The following is a 16,654-nucleotide window of genomic DNA, read 5'->3' as shown; positions in this document are numbered from 1 at the left end:
AAGCAGATCGGCGACCACAACGCACGCTCTTTGCGGGCAGCGGCTACGGCGCATCAGGAAAAACGCGGCCCGGGCTTCGGTCAACGACGGGAGCCACCGCCCTCCGCATGCGCGTGACGGCGCAACGGGTGTGGGCGCGGTGCCCGGTAGAAACGCGACACATCGAGCAACGCAGGCGCGTTCAAGTCGCCCGCGTTCGCGCCGATAGCGGGGTATCGACCGCCTCCGCTTCAGCGCCATGCCGCTCGCCCGCTTCTTCAGCACATTCGCATTGCTTGTCGCACTGGGCACCGCCCACGCGTCTGGATCGGTGTCTCCAGATGCTGCACGTGATCGCAAGCCCCTGCTGTGGCGGTTGAGCAACGGTGGCGCGACGGTTTACGTGCTGGGGTCCTTCCACTTGCTCCGCGAGCAGGACTATCCGCTCCCCCGCGAAGTGGACGAAGCGTTCTGGGACGCTGAATCCGTGGTCTTCGAGGTGGCGCCTTCCGAACTCGAGCGCCCCGACAACCCGGCGACCGTGCGACGCCTCGCTCGGGCCGCCGACGGCGTTCGCCTTTCCGAGCGCCTCGACCCCGCCCGCGCGTCGGCGCTCGAAGCGGCGCTCGCCAAGCGTGGACTCAGGCTCGGGCAGTACGAGGAGTTCGCGCCGTGGCTCGTCAACGGGCAGCTCGTGGCGGGGATCTCACACGGCGCTGGGTATCGGCACGAATTCGGCGTCGACAAACACCTGATGCGTCGCGCTCGCGAGGCGGGCAAGCCGGTGAGCGGACTGGAAACGTTCGAGGACCAGATGCGGACCTCCGCGGCGGCCCCGGTGAGCGAACAACTGGCAACGCTGAAGGCCCTGCTCGCGGCTCCGGATGCGGTCGCTAGCGCGTTCGATGCGCTGCGGAGCGCATGGACCGCGGGCGACGTCGAAACGCTCGACCGCCTCACGAGACAGGGGATGAAGCAGTCGTCCCCGGTGAGCTACCGACTCGTCAACACCGATCGCAATAACGGGTGGCTCCCGAAGCTCGTCGAGCTTCTGCAGCGACCGGCGGGCAGCGACACGCTCGTGGTGGTCGGCTCGATGCACCTGCTGGGCGACGACGGAGTGCTCGCACTGCTCGCGTCCCGCGGCTACGTGGCCCAACAATTGGGCGGGAATCGTAAGGGCTCCCTGTACGCGCTGCAGGGCGGTGCTGCTCCTGGGCCCGGAGCCGCTGCGGCCCCCTGAGTCATATGCAGCCCGGACGCTGCGCTTCGGGTGGTACAGCCGCAGCACTGAGGCGGGCGCGGCAACCGGTTGCCGGCCGTGCCCGGTGGTCCCTTGCCGATGTCGCAAGCAGCTGGACGTGTAACGCGACGCTCCTGAGGTATCCCACGTAAAGGCGCGGCACACGAGGAGCACGTGCTGTCGATCGAACGGATGGGATCCACAGCGCCGTTCGCGACGGTGAGAGGCGTGTGGCGCTCCTCGCGGAGGCAGCCGCCTTACCGTCGCCCGCGGACACAGCGCGGACGACGGGAGCATCAGCGCGCGTTGGCCACTGTCCATCGGTTCCAACACGACAAGCACCGGTGCCGAACCGGTGGCTGCGACGCCGGCGGCGACTGAAGCTGCCTCCGAGTGCGACGGCACTGCTGATGCACGGCCCGCGACTGGGGCCGGGTACTCGGGCTGCTCGATAGCTAGAACACGCTTCGGCCCAGCGGCGCGCAGCCATGACCTTCGGGGGGCTCGCCGACGTCCTCCCGCCGTTAGGCTGGCGGCCTCAACCGGAAGAGGAACTCCGATGCGTCGTCAAATTCTGGCTGCCCTCGTGGGCGGCCTGCTGTCGCTTTCCGCGCACGCCGCGCAAACCGATCGCTGGCAGGTGCCGGTCGCGGTCAAGAAACTCGACAACGGGCTCACCGTCGTGGTTTCCGAAGACCGCAGTTCGCCCACCGTCGGCGTGAGCGTGGTCTACGGCGTCGGCATGCGGCTCGAGCCGCGCAACCGCACCGGCTTCGCCCACCTGTTCGAGCACCTGATGTTCGAAGGCACGCCGAATGCGAAGGAGGGCGTGTTCGATCAGGTGATCACCGGCGGCGGCGGCCGCAACAACGGCTCCACGCGCCCGGACTTCACGAACTACATCGAAGTGGCGCCGTCTACCGCACTCGAGCCGATCCTCTGGCTCGAGGCGGACCGGATGAAGACGCTCGACTTCAACCCGACGACGCTCAAGAACCAGCAGGACGTGGTGAAGGAGGAGATCCGCGTCAACGTGAAGAACCAGCCGTACGGCGGCTTCATGTGGATCGACATCGGCCAGCATGCGTTCCAGAAGTGGGAGAACAACCACGACGGCTACGGCAGCTTCAAGGACCTCGAAGGAGCGAGCCTGAAGGACGTGGCCGCGTTCCACCGCGACTATTACGGCCCGAACAATGCCGTGCTCGGCATCGCCGGTGACATTGCACCCGCAGAGGCGTTCAAGCTCGCCGAGAAATATTTCGGCGGCATCGAGGCGCGCCCGACCCCGAAGGCCCCCGACTTCTCGGAAGGGCTCAACACGAAGGAAAAGCGCGTCACGCAGTCCGACGCGCTGGCGCAGGTGCCCGCGATCGCAGCGGCTTGGAAGATGCCCGAGCGCGGCAGCAAGGACCAGGCGCCGATGGCGGTGCTCGGAAAGGTGCTGGCGGGCGGCGATGCTTCGCGCTTCTATCAGGGGGTGGTGAAGGGGCGCGAACTGGCGCTCAACGTCGAATCCTTGTACGGCCTGACGAGCCCCTGGGAGTACGACGGCCCGACGCTGTTCACCGTGTTCACGCTGTACAAGCCGACCACGGACGCGGACGCCGTGCTCGCTGCATTCGACGAAGAAATCGCGAAGATCGCGCGTGAGGGCGTGACCGACGCCGAGTTGGAGCGGGTCAAGACCCGAATGCTGGCGGACTGGTACAACAACCTCGAGTCGTTCATCAATCGCGCCGACACGCTCGCGAAACTCGAGACGCTTTGGGGCGACGCGAACGTGGTTAACAAGATTCCGACCTGGATCGAGGGCGTGACCAGCGCGGACCTGCAGCGGGTCGCGAAGACCTACCTCACGCGCGAAAACCGCACGGTTATCGACCGCAAGCCCGAAGCGATGCTGCAGGGCGCCGCGCCTGCAGCCGGCGCCTCGAAGTAAGGAGATTGCGATGAAGAAGATCACCACACTCGCGTTCGCTGTTGCGGCATTGCTTGCCGGTGGCGCCGTGGCCGGCCCGGCGACTGAGCTCCCGAAGGAACTGCCGCCGTTCGCCCCCGACAAGCCATTGCCCGTCCCCCAGATCGAGAAGAAGGTGCTCGCGAACGGCTTGGAGGTCTGGGTCGTTCCGCGTGACGGGCTGCCACGCGTCGACGCCGTGCTGGCTGTACGCGGCGCCGGGCTTGCCGCGGATGACGCGAATGCGTCGGGCTTCGCGGGGTTGCTCGCGGGCCTGCTCAGCGAGGGCACCGCCAAGCGCAGCTCCCGCGAGATCGCCGAAGCCGCGCAAGGGCTTGGCGGATCGGTCGGCGCGGGCGCCAGCGCGGACGGCATCAGCGTGTTCGGCAATGCGCTTGCGTCCCGTGCGCCCGAAATGCTGGCTCTGCTCGGCGAGATCGCACGCACTCCGAGCTTTCCGGAAGGTGAGGTTCGCCTCGCCCAGGCGAACGCGGCTCAGGGGCTGAAGGCGCAGGAAGCACAGCCCGGCTTCAAGGCCGAGCGCGCGCTGCAGCAGGCGGTGTACGGCGACCATGCGTATGCCAACACCACGCTGTCGGAAGGCGCGATCGCCGCGCTGTCGCCCCAAGCACTGAAGGCCGCGCACGCCGCCCGCTTCCGCCCCGATCGCGCGCTGCTCGTCATTGCAGGCCGGATCGCGCCTGCGGATGCCTTCGAAGCCGCTGAGACCGCGTTCGGTGACTGGCACGCGACCGGAGCGGCGCCGCCGCTCGCCGCCGGCGCACCTCGCGATGCCAAGCCCTCGTACGTGCTAATCGACCGTCCTGGCAGCGTGCAGTCCGCGATCCGGCTGGGCCGTCCCGCCGTCGCCGCGACCGACGCCGACTACGTCCCGCTGCAGCTCGCCGGCACGGTGCTCGGCGGCAGTTTCAGCTCACGCTTGATGCAGAACTTGCGAGAGGACAAGGGCTACACGTACGGCGCCCGCGGCGGCCTCAACGCAATGCGGGCCGGCGGCCGCGTCTCGGCCTCGGCTGACGTGCGCAACGAGGTCACGGGCGCGGCCATCCAGGAGTTCGCGTCCGAGCTTCGCCGCATGGGTGTGGAGCCGGTGCCGGCCCGCGAGCTCGACGACACCAAGCGCTACGTCGCCGGCGGATACCTGATCAACAACCAGATGCAGGGTGCGGTGGCCGCGACGCTCGCCAATAACTGGCTTGTCGGGCTGCCTGCGGAGTTCCTGGGCGAATACGTGCCGAAGATCCGGGCCGTCGACGCCGCGCAAGTTCAGGCGATGGGGCAGAAGTACTTCGACCCGAAGTCGATGTCGATCGTCGTGGTCGGCGACCCGAAGGCTGTGGCCGAGCAGTTGAAGCCGCACGGCACGTTCGAAACGCGGACGAAATGACTGCGTAAATGCGAAGCGCCGTCGACCGAAGTGGTCGGCGGGGCGGCCTGCTGTGCCGGGGCCCGCCCGGGCAGGGCCGGCGGCGGGCGGTCCGGAGCGCCGCGTCGGGAAGGCGAGATGCGGCGCTCTGACCGAGTACCGCGGTTGATTCAACGCGGTACTGGTCGCGTCGCGCTCAACGTGACCCTCGCCGGCGACGAAAGGCGACGACGCGCTGGCTGGGTCGCGTCTCACGGCGGGCGCACCTCCCCGGCGTAGTCGGTGAGCACTGGGTCCGTCGAACCGCCACTAGGCCGACGCGGCGCTCGCTAGTGGCGGCGGCAGGGCCGACCTGAGCCGTGGAACACTGTCCACGAGGTGTGTGGATAACCCTTGGGGCAATCACTGGGCGAGCAGGCTCATCCGTTGAAGCGGCAGGCGCCGGCGCCGCGCTGGCGATTTCTTGACCACCTCCGAGGTTCCACGGCCTGCCAAGTGCAAGGACCGGAGCTGGACGGCCCGCCGCGCTTGAGTCTCGGCCACGTCGTTGCCGCAGCCGCGCCGACAGCTCAGTCGCGCCATCCGTAAGCGGGTTGCGCCGCGCTTGAGGCGACGGCTCGCCAGTCTTCACGCCGCCGGCGGGCCAACTCAATCGCGTGTCCCGGCGCTGAGCTCGTGTCTCTCAGTGGCGGTGGCGCGACTCCGGCACGGCCGCGCCACCGCAATCACCCGAAAGCTCACGCGGGCGGCGCCGGCGCGCGCGAACGTCAGCGTGGCTGGCACTCGCGCACCTTCCAGCTGCTGCTGCGTGGGAGCGAGGAACATCAGGTGCATGCCACCGGTGACATCGTCATCGTGGCCCCGGACGGAACGACCAGCGTGTCAGACATGAGTCGCATGCGCGAGACGCTGCCTTCGCGGCGCACGTCGTGCAGCTGAACATCCGCGGCGCGGGGGGGGCTGCGAGCGGGGAGCAGGCGGTCCTGCGCGTTGCCCTCGTTTCGAAGGGTCACCTAACCGCCGGCGACGCGGGCACCCGGCGGCGGCGCGCATCCACGCGTCTTCCACGACGATACTGGCAGCAGGCACGGGCGCACCGGGACCCCGAGTGCAGGCGAGAACCGAGAGTACGAGAGAGCGCAGCAGCACCCCCCCCTGCCGGCCGACGTCCACCGCAAGCTCCCAGTCTGCCGAGATCGTTTCCCGTCGGGTGTCGACCGGGCTGCGACGTCAAAGTCGCGCCACCGGCCCGGAATCGTCCTCGCGCCGCGCTGATGCAGCGGAGCAGGGTGGGGGCATGCCGGCGCGCGGCCTCAGCGCGTCTGTTGCCGCGTCCGGCGTCGAGGCCTTCGCGTGCGCTCGCAGACGACTTTCTATGAGGCGCGCACCCGTGTCCGTGAGCGAAAGCTCAAGCGGGGACAGCGCCGTGTACTGATCCAGGTAGGCTGCCGGCGTCGTGAACCAGGCTAGGGCGCGGTGGTCATCCGACAGCACGAGCTGAGCGAGCGCGTAGGTCCGGGCAATCCGCAGCACGGCTTCGCTTTCGAGCGGCGATAGGCGCAATCCCCCTCCGCGTCGCTGCCGGTGAAGCACTGAACGAAGCAGCCGTTTTGGCAGCGGCAGTCGACGTGCGAACTCGTTGAATGCCCGCGCCGACACGCCGGACGCGGCAAGGCGCCGGAGGTCGTCACCGCTATGCAGGTCTAGATCGAGCAGCTGCCCGACCCGCGCGAGCAAATCGGCATCGTCAACTGCGTACGAGTGGTCGAGGGTCGTCATGCCGCACCCGTTTGAACAGGCCTCGAGGGATGGTACGCCCAAGCCCGCGGCGCGCGTATCCACTCTCCAATCGCGGCCACTGAGCGGCCGAACGGCTTGGCGGTGCACTCCGACCGACTCCGTTCAACGCGCGACGTGTCGCGTCAATGCTCGCCCGGACGCGTGCGGCGACCCGTGGGAAGGCGCTCGCTGTCGTAGACGCGCGCATCCGCGGGCGACGCCTCAAGGCGCGCCTGCGGATCGGATTGGATAGCGTCGTGAGGTTTTCGCGCGGCCAGGAAGGCGGGCAGGTCTGCAAAGCCGGGCTCGACTGCGCCGATGGGATCCTGCAGCGGCGACTGGGGGCGTGTCATGGCGTCCTCGTGCTGGTCGGGGCTGGAACGCCGACTGTGCCGCGAGCCACGTAGAAAAACGTGAGCGCGACGTTGCAACGGCGTGACCCGGCTTCCTGTGCTGCACCCCGGGACACGGATGAATCAGCGTGGCGGAAGGCGCCTCGCCGGTGAGGCGGCGCAGAGGGGCTCCGCGGAGTCGACGGGGCCCGCAAGCGCGTCTTGTACCAAGCCGCCACGAATTATTCCGATGGCTGTCACGATTCACGGCATTACTCTGAGCGCGCTAAAGGGGAGCGCAATGATTCCAGTAATTCTGTCGGGCGGGTCGGGGACCCGCCTGTGGCCGTTGTCGCGCGAAGCATATCCAAAGCAGTTTCTTGCGCTCGCGGGCGACGACACCATGCTTCAGGCGACGTGGCGGCGCGTCGAAGCGATCGCGTCACGGCCGCCCATCGTCGTGGCCAACGAAGAACATCGCTTCATGGTCGCGGAGCAGCTGCGGGAGGCGGGCTGCAAGCCGACCTCGATCGTGCTCGAGCCCGTAGGCCGTAACACGGCGCCGGCCATCGCCGTTGCCGCGCTCGCCGCGATGCGCGACGGCGCCGACCCACTGTTGCTCGTGCTGCCGTCGGACCACGTCATCCCGGATGGAGAGGCGTTCCGCTCGGCCGTCGAGCAGGCACGGCGGGCCGCGGATGCGGGCCGTCTCGTGACGTTCGGCATCGTCCCCACAGGGCCCGAGACCGGCTACGGCTACATTCGCGCCGCAGCGGGCGAGGGCGTCCGCGCGGTGGAGCGCTTCGTCGAGAAGCCAACCGCCGCACTCGCGCAGGAGTACGTCGCGTCCGGCGACTACTTCTGGAACAGCGGCATGTTCCTGTTTCGCGCAGGGGCCTACCTTGCCGAGCTCGAGCGGCACTGCCCGGCGATGCTCGCGGCCTGCCGCAACGCGCTGGCCATGGCTCGCCGGGACGACGACTTCGTTCGGCTGGATCGCCACTCGTTTACGCAGTGCCCGGCCGACTCGATCGACTACGCGGTCATGGAAAAGACCGCCGATGCCGCCGTCCTGCCGATTGCGGTCGGCTGGAACGACGTCGGAAGCTGGTCAGCGCTGTGGCAGGTCGCCCAGCAGGACGGAGACGGCAACGCGCACCACGGCGATGTGATTGCGCGCGACTGCCGCAACACGCTGGCGTGGGGCAACGGCCGCCTGGTCGCGTTGCTTGGGCTCAAGGACGTCGTGGTCGTCGATACCACCGACGCGGTGCTCGTCGCCCACAAGGACCACGTGCAGGACGTCAAATCGATCGTGACGGCACTGAAGGCGCAGGGACGACCGGAGCCCGTCTCGCATCGAAAGGTGTACCGGCCGTGGGGAAGTTACGACTCGATCGATACCGGCGAGCGTTTCCAGGTGAAACGGATCACGGTCAAGCCCGGCGCGAAGCTGAGCTTGCAGATGCATCACCACCGCGCCGAGCACTGGATCGTGGTGCGCGGAACGGGTCGCATCACGCGCGGCGATGAAACGGTGATCCTCTCTGAAAACCAGAGCACCTACATCCCCCTGGGCGTCACGCACCGCCTCGAAAACCCGGGGCGCGTTCCGTTGGAGCTCATTGAAGTCCAGTCGGGCAGCTACCTCGGAGAGGACGACATCGTCCGCTTCGAGGACGCATACGGCCGCGGCTGACCGTGCTGCGCGTGGCGCCCGCGGTGGTGGTGGCGATCCTGCTTGCAGTGTTTGCATGGCACCCAGCGGGACTGCCTCGGGCGATCGCCGAGCACGACAAGATCGCGCACCTCGTCGGCTTTGCCGCACTCGCGCTGACACTGAGAGCGGGGCTGCCGCAGCTGTCTCGCGCCGAGTACGCCGGCGCGCTGCTGCTTGCGGCGAGTGCTGTCGAACTCGGGCAGACGTTCATTGCGAGTCGAACCGGCTCCCTCGCCGACATCGCTGCCGGCGCCGTGGGCGCAATTTTTGGTTTGATGCTGGCGGATGCCTGGGGAAGGCGGCGATCCATCGCCGCCCTTTTTGATCCCGCCTCGGCCGTGCACGCCGCCGTCGTGGGTGCGCGGGAGCCGTCCCCGGGCGCCTTATGGATCGGCGCCGTGACGAAGGGTAGGCGGCGGTCCGGTCTACCGGGCGCGGTCGAGGAGAGACAAGGCTGATGAGCACGGAGGCCCCGATGATCGACCTGCATTCCCACCTGCTGCCGTGGATCGACGACGGCGCCGAGCATCTCGATATGGCGCTCGAGATGGCCCGCGTTGCGGCGGCGGACGGGATCGGCACCGTCGTGTGCACGCCGCATATCTACCCCGGCCTCTATAACAATTCGGCCAGCGGCATCTCGATCGCAGTCACGCGCATGCAGCGCGAATTGGACGAGGCCGGGATTGCTCTACGGCTCGAGGTCGGTGCGGACGTTCACCTTGCGCGGGACCTCGTCCGCAGCGTCGCGGAGGGTCGGGTGCCGACGCTCGCGGGCTCCCGGTACCTGCTGCTGGAGCCGCCGCACCACTCGGCGCCGCCCGGCTTCGAGGACGCCGTATTCGAGCTGATGACGGCTGGCCTGGTCCCCGTGATCACGCATCCCGAGCGCCTCAGCTGGGTGCACGAGCATTACGACGTGTTCGAGCGCCTCACGGACCGGGGCGCGTGGATGCAGGTGACCGCCGGCGCGTTGACAGGGCGCTTCGGGCGACGCGTCCGCTACTGGGGTGAGCGCTTCGTCGGCGAGGGAAGGTGTCACATCCTCGCGACCGACGCGCACCATCCCGAACGCCGCCCCCCGTTGCTTGCCGAGGCACGTGAGGCAGCCGAGCGGCTGGTCGGTCGGATCGAAGCCGAGAACATGGTCCGCGGGCGTCCGCAGTCGGTGCTCGACAACGGGCCTCCGGACAGCGTGCCCCTGACTCGGAAAGGGACAGGGCAGCTGCAGCCGGCAGTGCCGCATGCGTCGGCGCTGAGCCGCTTCCTGCGGGGGCTTCGTGGCGCGCGCGCGCACTGACGCTAGGCGGCAGATCCCGACGAACGGTGACGGTGACGTGAAGCAGCTGGGGTAGGGTGGCGGTGCGGAATCCCACGCAAACGACCGGAGGTCGCCATGTGGTTGAACGTATACGCTCGACTGGACGGTGTGCTCATCGTCGTTCCCGCCTTGTTCCAGATGCCGGTTGCGCTTGAACGCTCCGGGCCGCTGCAGCCGGTCGGGCGGGCAGACCTCGACTTGGGTCTCATGCCGGACGCGTTTGTGGAGGCCATGGGCGCGTCGGGCTACGCCGAAGCCTTGGGCGAGCACGATGCTCTGATACGTCGGGCTGTCGGCACGCGGGCACTCAGCGCTTAGGTACGCGGGTACGCGTCGACCAATCGACGCGCTTGCTACGACAAACGCGCGATGGTTGCGGGAAGCGTAGCGACGCAGTCCGCATCGAGCTTCAGGGCGGCCAGCGAATCGGCACGCGTGGTTCCCTGCGTGAGGATTGCAACAGAGCACCCGCGCTCGTGCGCCAAGCGCGCGAATCGGAACCCGGAATACACCATCAGCGACGAGCCCACGACCAGCAACCCGTCGCTCTGCTCGAGAGCCGCATACGCGCGCCGCACGCGCTCGCCCGGGACGTTCTCACCGAAGAACACAACGTCGGGCTTGAGCATCCCGCCGCAGTTGCGGCAGTCAGGTACGTTGAACCCCGACGTGTCAGCGTCTTCAAGTTCCGCATCGCCGTCGGGAGCGACCTGCGCCGCGACGGCACGCCAGCTGGGATTCGCCTCGAGAAGGCGCAGCTGAAGGTCAGGCCGCCGCTCGATGCGCGCGCAGACCAGGCAACGGACCGTGTCGATGCGTCCATGTAGATCAAGCACGTCCCCGCTACCGGCTTTGTCGTGCAGCCCGTCCACGTTCTGGGTGAGCAGCAGCGAAACGAGGGACCGGCGCTGGAGTTCGACGATGGCCAGGTGAGCCGCATTGGGTTGTGCCGACCCAACGCGCGGCCAGCCAACCGTCGAACGCGCCCAATACCGCTGCCGCACGCGCGGATCCTCGATGAAGGCCTGATACGTCACCGGCGGTCGGCGCTTCCACGATCCGTCCGGGGCTCGATAGTCGGGAATGCCTGACGCGGTGCTGCAACCAGCGCCCGTGAGCAGGAAGACATTGCGCCGGCTTCGAAGCCACTCTTCAAGGGACGCCGCCGCCGCGTCGGTCGCGCTCGGCGGAGCGATGCTCGGGTCAGGATTCATCATGTTGGACGAGAGTAAGGGATCTAGACCTGGCGCACGCGCCTGCGTGATTCATGTCGAGATCCTTCACCTGGCGTCGCATGTCGCCTCCGCCTGCGAGGCCCGTCGGCTGCATCGACGGCACACAGCCTGATCGAAGACACACGCCGCTCGGTCGGCGACTTACGCTTCAGTCGGACCGTCTAGGTAGTGCACCGGAACCGTCGCGGTCAACCAGACGCCGTTTGCAGACCTGTAGAAGTGATAACCGTGGGCGTGCATCTGCTCGGAGGCCACCCGAAGCACGACCGGCCTGCCGTGACGCGCGCCGACAGTGGCAGCCGTAGCTTCAGAATCCGACAGGTGGACGTGCCGGCGCGACCGGGGCATGAGCCCATGATCACGAATCGCAGCTAGAAAGCGACTCGCGGTGCCATGGAAGAGGAGCGGGGGAGGGCGGACGGGTGCAAGCTGGAGGTCGACCTCCACGGAGTGACCTTGGTTTGCACGGATGCGTTTCCTGTCGGGAGTCAGCGCGAAGCGTTGCTTGTCACTGGTTGCGACGATTTCTTCGACAAGCTCCCGGCTGAGCGGTGTTCCATGGGCCGTGGCGAGCTCGACGAGACGGTTCACGTCGGCCCAGCCGTGCGGATCGAGTTCGAGGCCGATCACCCCCGGCTTATGGCGGAGTACGAGGCTCAGGAACTTGCTCTTCGCTTCCAAGTGTTTCGACATGATTTCGTGCGGATCCCGAGCTTACGCTTTGAATCGCGCCGGCTCTGATGCGCGCCGGGTTCGGGTCACTCGGGTTGCAGCCAAATGGTCTCTCGCAGCTCGCCCACGGGGACACCGAAGAACTTGATGCGGCCGCGATTCGCCACCGTGCGTCCGTCGTCGGCGAGCTTGAGCCTTTGGTGCATCGAGAGACCCCATCGGGTGAGCGGATAACGCAGAGTCATGGTGGCGCCGTCGACCCGCGCTTCCACAGGGCCTGCCGCGTCGCTTAGCGTCGCCGAGTACTTGCTGGGTCCCGTCTGCCGCATGCGCCACGTCCGTGCCTCGGTCGGGCGGCCCGCGATGTCGATCGTCTGCTCAAGCACGAACACGCCGTCGGGTCGGAGGCGGCCCATGCTTTCGACCGTGAGTGGCCGAGGCTTGCCGAAGAGGAGGTCGAGCGTGCCTTCACCCGTGGTACGCCCGGAAAACACCTGCTCGGGGACGAAATCGTTGGCGAGCGCGGGCAGATGGACAGCTGCGAGCGCCAACGCGGTAACCACAGCCACTCGGAAGGACGCCGTCATTACTCTCATACCATTTCCAACAACTGAGTTGATTTGAACTTGACCATCGTTGCCGCGGGGGGGGGGAGGAGTCGGGCGTACGTTAGCTGTGCGCGCGAAAAACGGCGAAAACAGCACAGGCTGGACCCGGTGTGGCCTTTGTGCCGCCGCCAAGTCCGGCCGGAGATTGGGCCGCCGCGGCCCCGTATGGCACCGAGCATCCGTCAATGCCGGTCTTTGTGAGCTTCCATGCACCATATCGCGGCCCTAGCGACGAGCACGTGTCAGCAACGGGTTCAGACGGATGATCGGAGCACGGCAGAGCTAGGCGGCCGGGGCTTTGCACCAATCGCTGCGTCGCGCCGCAATCGCCAGCGGCGCCCGCGGCGGGCGTGAGCCACCGCGACCCGAAGCGGGCTTGAGGAAGAGCCACAACGCGCGCAATTCGGGGCTAACGGGTCGTGCCACCACGTCGACGCGCCAGCCGCGACGACGCCGCGACGTTAGGGTGTCGAATCAGTGACGCGTGTTGATCCGAGCGGACAGCTACCATGCGGGCGGGATCCGGCCTCTGGGGAACGGCCAGAGCAAGCCGAGCAGCGTGGAAGTCCGGACTTCCGTGGCGTGCCGAAGATCCACTTGCAACTTCGCATAATGTATATTATGTAAGTAAAGCATCCTTAGGCGGTGGCGGCGGTCGTGCCCATCGCCTCTGTTACCCCAAGCCTGACCGAGCCAATCTTCTTGCCGGCACTCGGCGGCCCGAACTACCGCAGCGGGCTGCCCGCGCCTGCTCGTTGCACAGCGCCGGATGAAAGCCCTGCCGCCGCAACCTCTTTGTGACGGACGAACGGACGCAGGTACGAGACGCGAACTGGGTCGATGCGCTGCGCGCTGTCAGCGACACGCATACCAGACCGCGTCGTTCCAGCGGCGTAGCTCGTCGTAGGTACGGCCCAGGCCGACTTGCCGCTCCCAGGCGTCTCGCTGCGACCGGACGTCTGAACACGGTCCCGACTGCGCCGCGACGTTTGTACTTCTACCGCGCGCGCGTGCTGCCGGGCTGCGTCCGTTACGGCGTCTGCCGGCGGAACGTCCAGTGGCCGACGGCGCATCGACGAGCACGGGTACGGAGTGCGGCTCCGGTACGTACTCAAGCTCACCAGCCGACCTCATCGCGCCGGTGCACGGGCGCTGTTGATACTGGACCTCGCCGGACTTTGCGCGGCAGCGGTAAATGATGTCAGCCGCGCTTGATGCCGGCGTAGACAGTGCAGAAATCATCAGCAGTGCCATCCATCGCGTCATTTCGTTCGTCTCAGAAGTCCAGCATCGGAGCTTCAGCGACAGCGGGCGGCGGTCAAATCCGAACGGCACGTAAAAACCCGTCAGAAACCTCCGCGGTGATGCGTTCAGTGGCCGCGCATACACCGACGGAGTCAGTGGGCTTGTCGTGACTCGATGATCTGCGCCAGCGACTTCGGTTTCGCGAAGAAGTACCCCTGCCCCAGCTCGCAGCCCAGGTCCAGCAGCAGGCGCCGCTGCTCGTCCGTCTCGACACCCTCGGCCACGACTTCTAGCGACTGCGACCGCGAAAGCGCAAGAATGGCACGCACGACCGCGGTGCTGCCGCCCGACTCGCCCGGCGCGAGATCGATGATGAAAGACCGGTCGATCTTGACCGTCTGCAGCGGGAAACGATGCAGGTAGCTCAGCGAGGAGTAGCCCGTGCCGAAGTCGTCCAGCGCGGCGAAGATGCCGTTCGCGCGCAATCGCTCGAACACCCGCGCGACGCGTTCGGAATTCTCCATGAGCGTGCCTTCGGTGACTTCGATGCGGACCTGCTCGGGTCGAACGCCGTGACGTGCGAGTAGACCGAGCAGGCGGGTGTCGAGGTCGGCATTGCGGAAATGGCGCGGCGAGAAGTTGAGGTTTACGTACTGCCCCGGCTCCAACAATTCCGGGACGACGTTAAACGTGCTTTCGAACATCTGCCAGTCGATGGCCTCAAGGCTTCCGCTCGCCTCGGCAACTTGGAGGAACGCACCGGGCGCGAGCACGCCGCGCTCCGGATGGTTCCAGCGCAGCAGCGCTTCATAGCCGACGACATGACCGTCGCGCAGGCACACAATCGGTTGGAAATACGGCTCGAATTCCTTACGCGGAATCGCGCGTCGCAGCTCGCTTTCCAGATCGAGTAGCCGCAGCGCCTCCTGATGCAGCTTCTCGTCGAACACCTCGACGTGCGTCAGATCCGCCGCCTTCGCGCGATACATCGCGATGTCAGCGTCCCGCAGCAGCTCCTCAGGCGTCTGGTAGTGCGGCGAACTCAGTGCAATGCCGACGCTGGCGCCTGTGAACAGCTCCTTGTCGTCGATTCGGATGGGTTCGCGCAGCGCGTTGATGACGCGCGACGCCATACGCAATGCGTCGTCGTGGCCGGAAATGCCCTCGATGAGGATCGCGAACTCGTCTCCACCCAAGCGTGCAACGATGTCCTCCCCTGCCCGCACACAGCGGCCGAAGCGGCGCGCGACCTCGCGCAGCAACTCGTCACCGACGAGGTGCCCCGCGCTGTCATTGATGACCTTGAACCGATCGAGGTCCATGAAAAGCACGGCAAAGCGATAGTTTGGATCGCGCTGCATCCGGGCAAGGCACCGAAGCAGGTGATCGCGCAGGTAGGCGCGATTCGGTAAGCCGGTCAGCGAGTCGTGCAGCGCCTCGTGCTTGAGACGCTCCTCAATGCGCTGTCGCACCGCGATCTGCTCGCTGAGCTCCCGCGTGCGCTCGTCGACGCGATGCTCAAGCTCCGCGTACGCACGCTTGAGCGAGGCCGCGCCGCGCTGCCGATCGAGCCCGTTTGCAATCTGGTACGAGATGAACGTCAACAGTTCCTGATCGCGTGTCGAGTAGCCGACCCCCGGCGTGTAGCTCTGCACCGCCAGCGCGCCGAGCGTGCGCCCCTGCGATACCAGGGGCACGCCGAGCCACGCAAGTGAGAGTGCACCCATGACGGCGAGTTCGCCGCGGGCCGTCAATTCCGCGATCCGCTGCCGCGTCTCGGTCTGCGTCATGTCGACGAGCATCGGCTTGCCGTAGCGCAGCACGTACTCGGTGATGCCCGCCCCGAGCCGGCGCGGCGCCGGCGTCCCGTTGTGCTCGTCAACGAAGTAGGGAAAGTGCAGCGACTCGCCGCTTTCGTCGAGCAGCGCGATATAAAAATTCTTGGCGTCCATGAACTCGCCGACCACGCGATGCACCGACGCGTAAAACGCGTCCAGGTCCGTTGCGGTGTTGGAAAGTTCGGCGATTCGATACAGCGTGTCCTGAAGCCGCTGGGTCTGTTGCCGCTCCTGGATTTCGAGCTGCAACTCGAGCGTGCGCTCTTCGACCCGGCGCTCCAGGTCTTCCTGGGCACGCTTGCGGTCGAGCGCAGTAAGGATGTGGCTTCCCACGTAGGACAGCAGCGCCTGGTCGGCGTGCGTGTAGCGCGGCCGCTCGATGTAGCTTTGCACCACGAGCACGCCGCGGACCCGCGCGCCGGACGAGATCGGAACGCCGAGCCAGTCGTAGCACTGCGTGCCGATGTCGCGCATCGGACCGGAAATCTGCGCGCGGATCTGATCGATCGAGCCCATCAACGGCTGGCCGTCGCGAACGAGGTACCAGGTGAGGCCGTGCTCCATCTCCGCCATCGGGACCGGCCGGTCCGCGTCGCGCCGGATCGGGTCTACCGTGTCGATCAGGTACAGGAACCGGAGCGCGTCCAACTCCGGTTCGTGGAGCGCGATGTAGAAATTCTCGGCATACATGAAGCGGCCGACGATGGCGTGCATGCCGCGCAACATGTCGGGCATGTCCATGTCGGAGCCCGCCATGTCGGCAATCGTAAAGAGCGCTGATTGCAGCTGCTCCGAACGCTCGAGCTGGCGAACGGACTCCGCGAGCCGCTCTCGGGACGCGACGCTGCGAACGATGGCGGGCAGCATCGACTCAACCACCGACCACGCTTCGGCCCCCCCGACCTCGCCGACAACGAGCGTGAAACCGTGGTGGCGTTCGCCGCTGCGCACGTGGATGGCCGTGCGGCTCCCGTCGCGGCTGCGGGCTGCGCCGTCGAGTCCCCTCGCCTCGCGCGCGATGCCGCGCTCGGAAACGTCGAGTTCGCGTGTCTGACCGCCGGCGCCGGACGTTCGCCAGGCGGCTGCGGCGGCCGTCCAGCCGAGGAGCGGCGCACACGCGACGAGGCGATGGGCAAGTTCTTCAAGGCCGCTGGCGTCGAGCAGCGTCGACAAGGTTTCGGCCGCCGTCGCTGCGCGCCGACGCGTGTCGACGGCCACCAACGGACGCGTAATCGAATTCATGGCGGCAATATCGGCGCGATCACGGAGTCCTGTAGTGGCCGGAGCGTGCGAAACACACGCTGCGGTACTGAAGTTTGGCCCCGCTCCGGCTGA

The 16,654-nt window shown here is 67.1% G+C and carries 14 protein-coding genes; 7 read left to right on the top strand and 7 right to left on the bottom strand.

Going from position 1 to position 16,654, the window contains the following annotated elements; genetic code table 11:
* Window positions 1–238 precede the first annotated feature (238 nt).
* The 3 genes from IE075_RS03420 (at window position 239) to IE075_RS03410 (ending at window position 4,590) form a co-directional block, all read left to right on the top strand.
* Window positions 239–1,222, top strand: a complete 984-nt coding sequence (locus IE075_RS03420) for a TraB/GumN family protein (protein ID WP_189453308.1) — start codon at window positions 239–241, stop codon at window positions 1,220–1,222.
* Between the two features lie 559 nt (window positions 1,223–1,781).
* Window positions 1,782–3,164: a M16 family metallopeptidase gene (locus tag IE075_RS03415; RefSeq protein ID WP_189453306.1), complete on the top strand. Its 1,383-nt coding sequence runs from the start codon at window positions 1,782–1,784 to the stop codon at window positions 3,162–3,164.
* A 10-nt stretch (window positions 3,165–3,174) separates the two neighbouring features.
* Window positions 3,175–4,590 (top strand): M16 family metallopeptidase, encoded by a 1,416-nt coding sequence (locus tag IE075_RS03410; RefSeq protein ID WP_189453304.1) that lies wholly within the window; start codon window positions 3,175–3,177, stop codon window positions 4,588–4,590.
* An 803-nt stretch (window positions 4,591–5,393) separates the two neighbouring features.
* On the opposite strand, the gene IE075_RS15920 is transcribed toward IE075_RS03410, so the two are convergent.
* From IE075_RS15920 to IE075_RS03390, 3 genes are all read right to left on the bottom strand, one after another.
* Complete coding sequence (locus IE075_RS15920; protein ID WP_189453300.1) at window positions 5,394–5,582, bottom strand: copper chaperone PCu(A)C domain-containing protein; 189 nt, start codon at window positions 5,580–5,582, stop codon at window positions 5,394–5,396.
* Between the two features lie 217 nt (window positions 5,583–5,799).
* Complete coding sequence (locus IE075_RS03395; RefSeq protein ID WP_189453298.1) at window positions 5,800–6,348, bottom strand: antitoxin Xre/MbcA/ParS toxin-binding domain-containing protein; 549 nt, start codon at window positions 6,346–6,348, stop codon at window positions 5,800–5,802.
* 143 nt (window positions 6,349–6,491) lie between these two features.
* Window positions 6,492–6,701 (bottom strand): hypothetical protein, encoded by a 210-nt coding sequence (locus tag IE075_RS03390; RefSeq protein ID WP_189453295.1) that lies wholly within the window; start codon window positions 6,699–6,701, stop codon window positions 6,492–6,494.
* 229 nt (window positions 6,702–6,930) lie between these two features.
* Here IE075_RS03390 and IE075_RS03385 point away from each other — a divergent pair, with 229 nt between their 5' ends.
* The 4 genes from IE075_RS03385 to IE075_RS03370 all read left to right on the top strand — a co-directional run bounded on the left by IE075_RS03385 (window position 6,931) and on the right by IE075_RS03370 (window position 10,039).
* Window positions 6,931–8,379 carry a mannose-1-phosphate guanylyltransferase/mannose-6-phosphate isomerase gene (locus IE075_RS03385; RefSeq protein WP_189453293.1) on the top strand — a complete coding sequence of 483 codons (1,449 nt, stop codon included), beginning with the start codon at window positions 6,931–6,933 and terminating at the stop codon, window positions 8,377–8,379.
* Between the two features lie 11 nt (window positions 8,380–8,390).
* Window positions 8,391–8,858 carry a VanZ family protein gene (locus IE075_RS03380; RefSeq protein WP_189453291.1) on the top strand — a complete coding sequence of 156 codons (468 nt, stop codon included), beginning with the start codon at window positions 8,391–8,393 and terminating at the stop codon, window positions 8,856–8,858.
* A complete protein-coding gene (locus IE075_RS03375) occupies window positions 8,858–9,700 on the top strand; it encodes a tyrosine-protein phosphatase (protein WP_189453290.1) in 843 nt (280 codons plus the stop codon). The genes IE075_RS03380 and IE075_RS03375 overlap by 1 nt, the downstream gene beginning before the upstream one ends.
* 96 nt (window positions 9,701–9,796) lie before the next feature.
* Entirely contained in the window at window positions 9,797–10,039 is a 243-nt protein-coding gene (locus tag IE075_RS03370) for a hypothetical protein (protein WP_189453288.1), read from the top strand.
* Between the two features lie 35 nt (window positions 10,040–10,074).
* Here the strand turns inward: IE075_RS03370 and IE075_RS03365 are convergent, their stop codons facing one another.
* The 4 genes from IE075_RS03365 to IE075_RS03350 form a co-directional block, all read right to left on the bottom strand.
* Window positions 10,075–10,935, bottom strand: a complete 861-nt coding sequence (locus IE075_RS03365) for an NAD-dependent protein deacetylase (RefSeq protein ID WP_189454764.1) — start codon at window positions 10,933–10,935, stop codon at window positions 10,075–10,077.
* 162 nt (window positions 10,936–11,097) lie between these two features.
* Window positions 11,098–11,652, bottom strand: a complete 555-nt coding sequence (locus IE075_RS03360) for an RNA 2'-phosphotransferase (RefSeq protein WP_425489350.1) — start codon at window positions 11,650–11,652, stop codon at window positions 11,098–11,100.
* 62 nt (window positions 11,653–11,714) lie between these two features.
* Window positions 11,715–12,215 (bottom strand): DUF3833 family protein, encoded by a 501-nt coding sequence (locus tag IE075_RS03355; protein WP_189453284.1) that lies wholly within the window; start codon window positions 12,213–12,215, stop codon window positions 11,715–11,717.
* A gap of 1,418 nt (window positions 12,216–13,633) precedes the next feature.
* A complete protein-coding gene (locus tag IE075_RS03350) occupies window positions 13,634–16,561 on the bottom strand; it encodes a GGDEF domain-containing protein (protein ID WP_189453283.1) in 2,928 nt (975 codons plus the stop codon).
* Window positions 16,562–16,654: the final 93 nt, after the last annotated feature.

The organism is Cognatilysobacter bugurensis (genome assembly GCF_014652095.1).
Lineage (GTDB): Bacteria > Pseudomonadota > Gammaproteobacteria > Xanthomonadales > Xanthomonadaceae > Cognatilysobacter > Cognatilysobacter bugurensis.
This window is presented reverse-complemented; position numbering and strand designations above follow the sequence as displayed.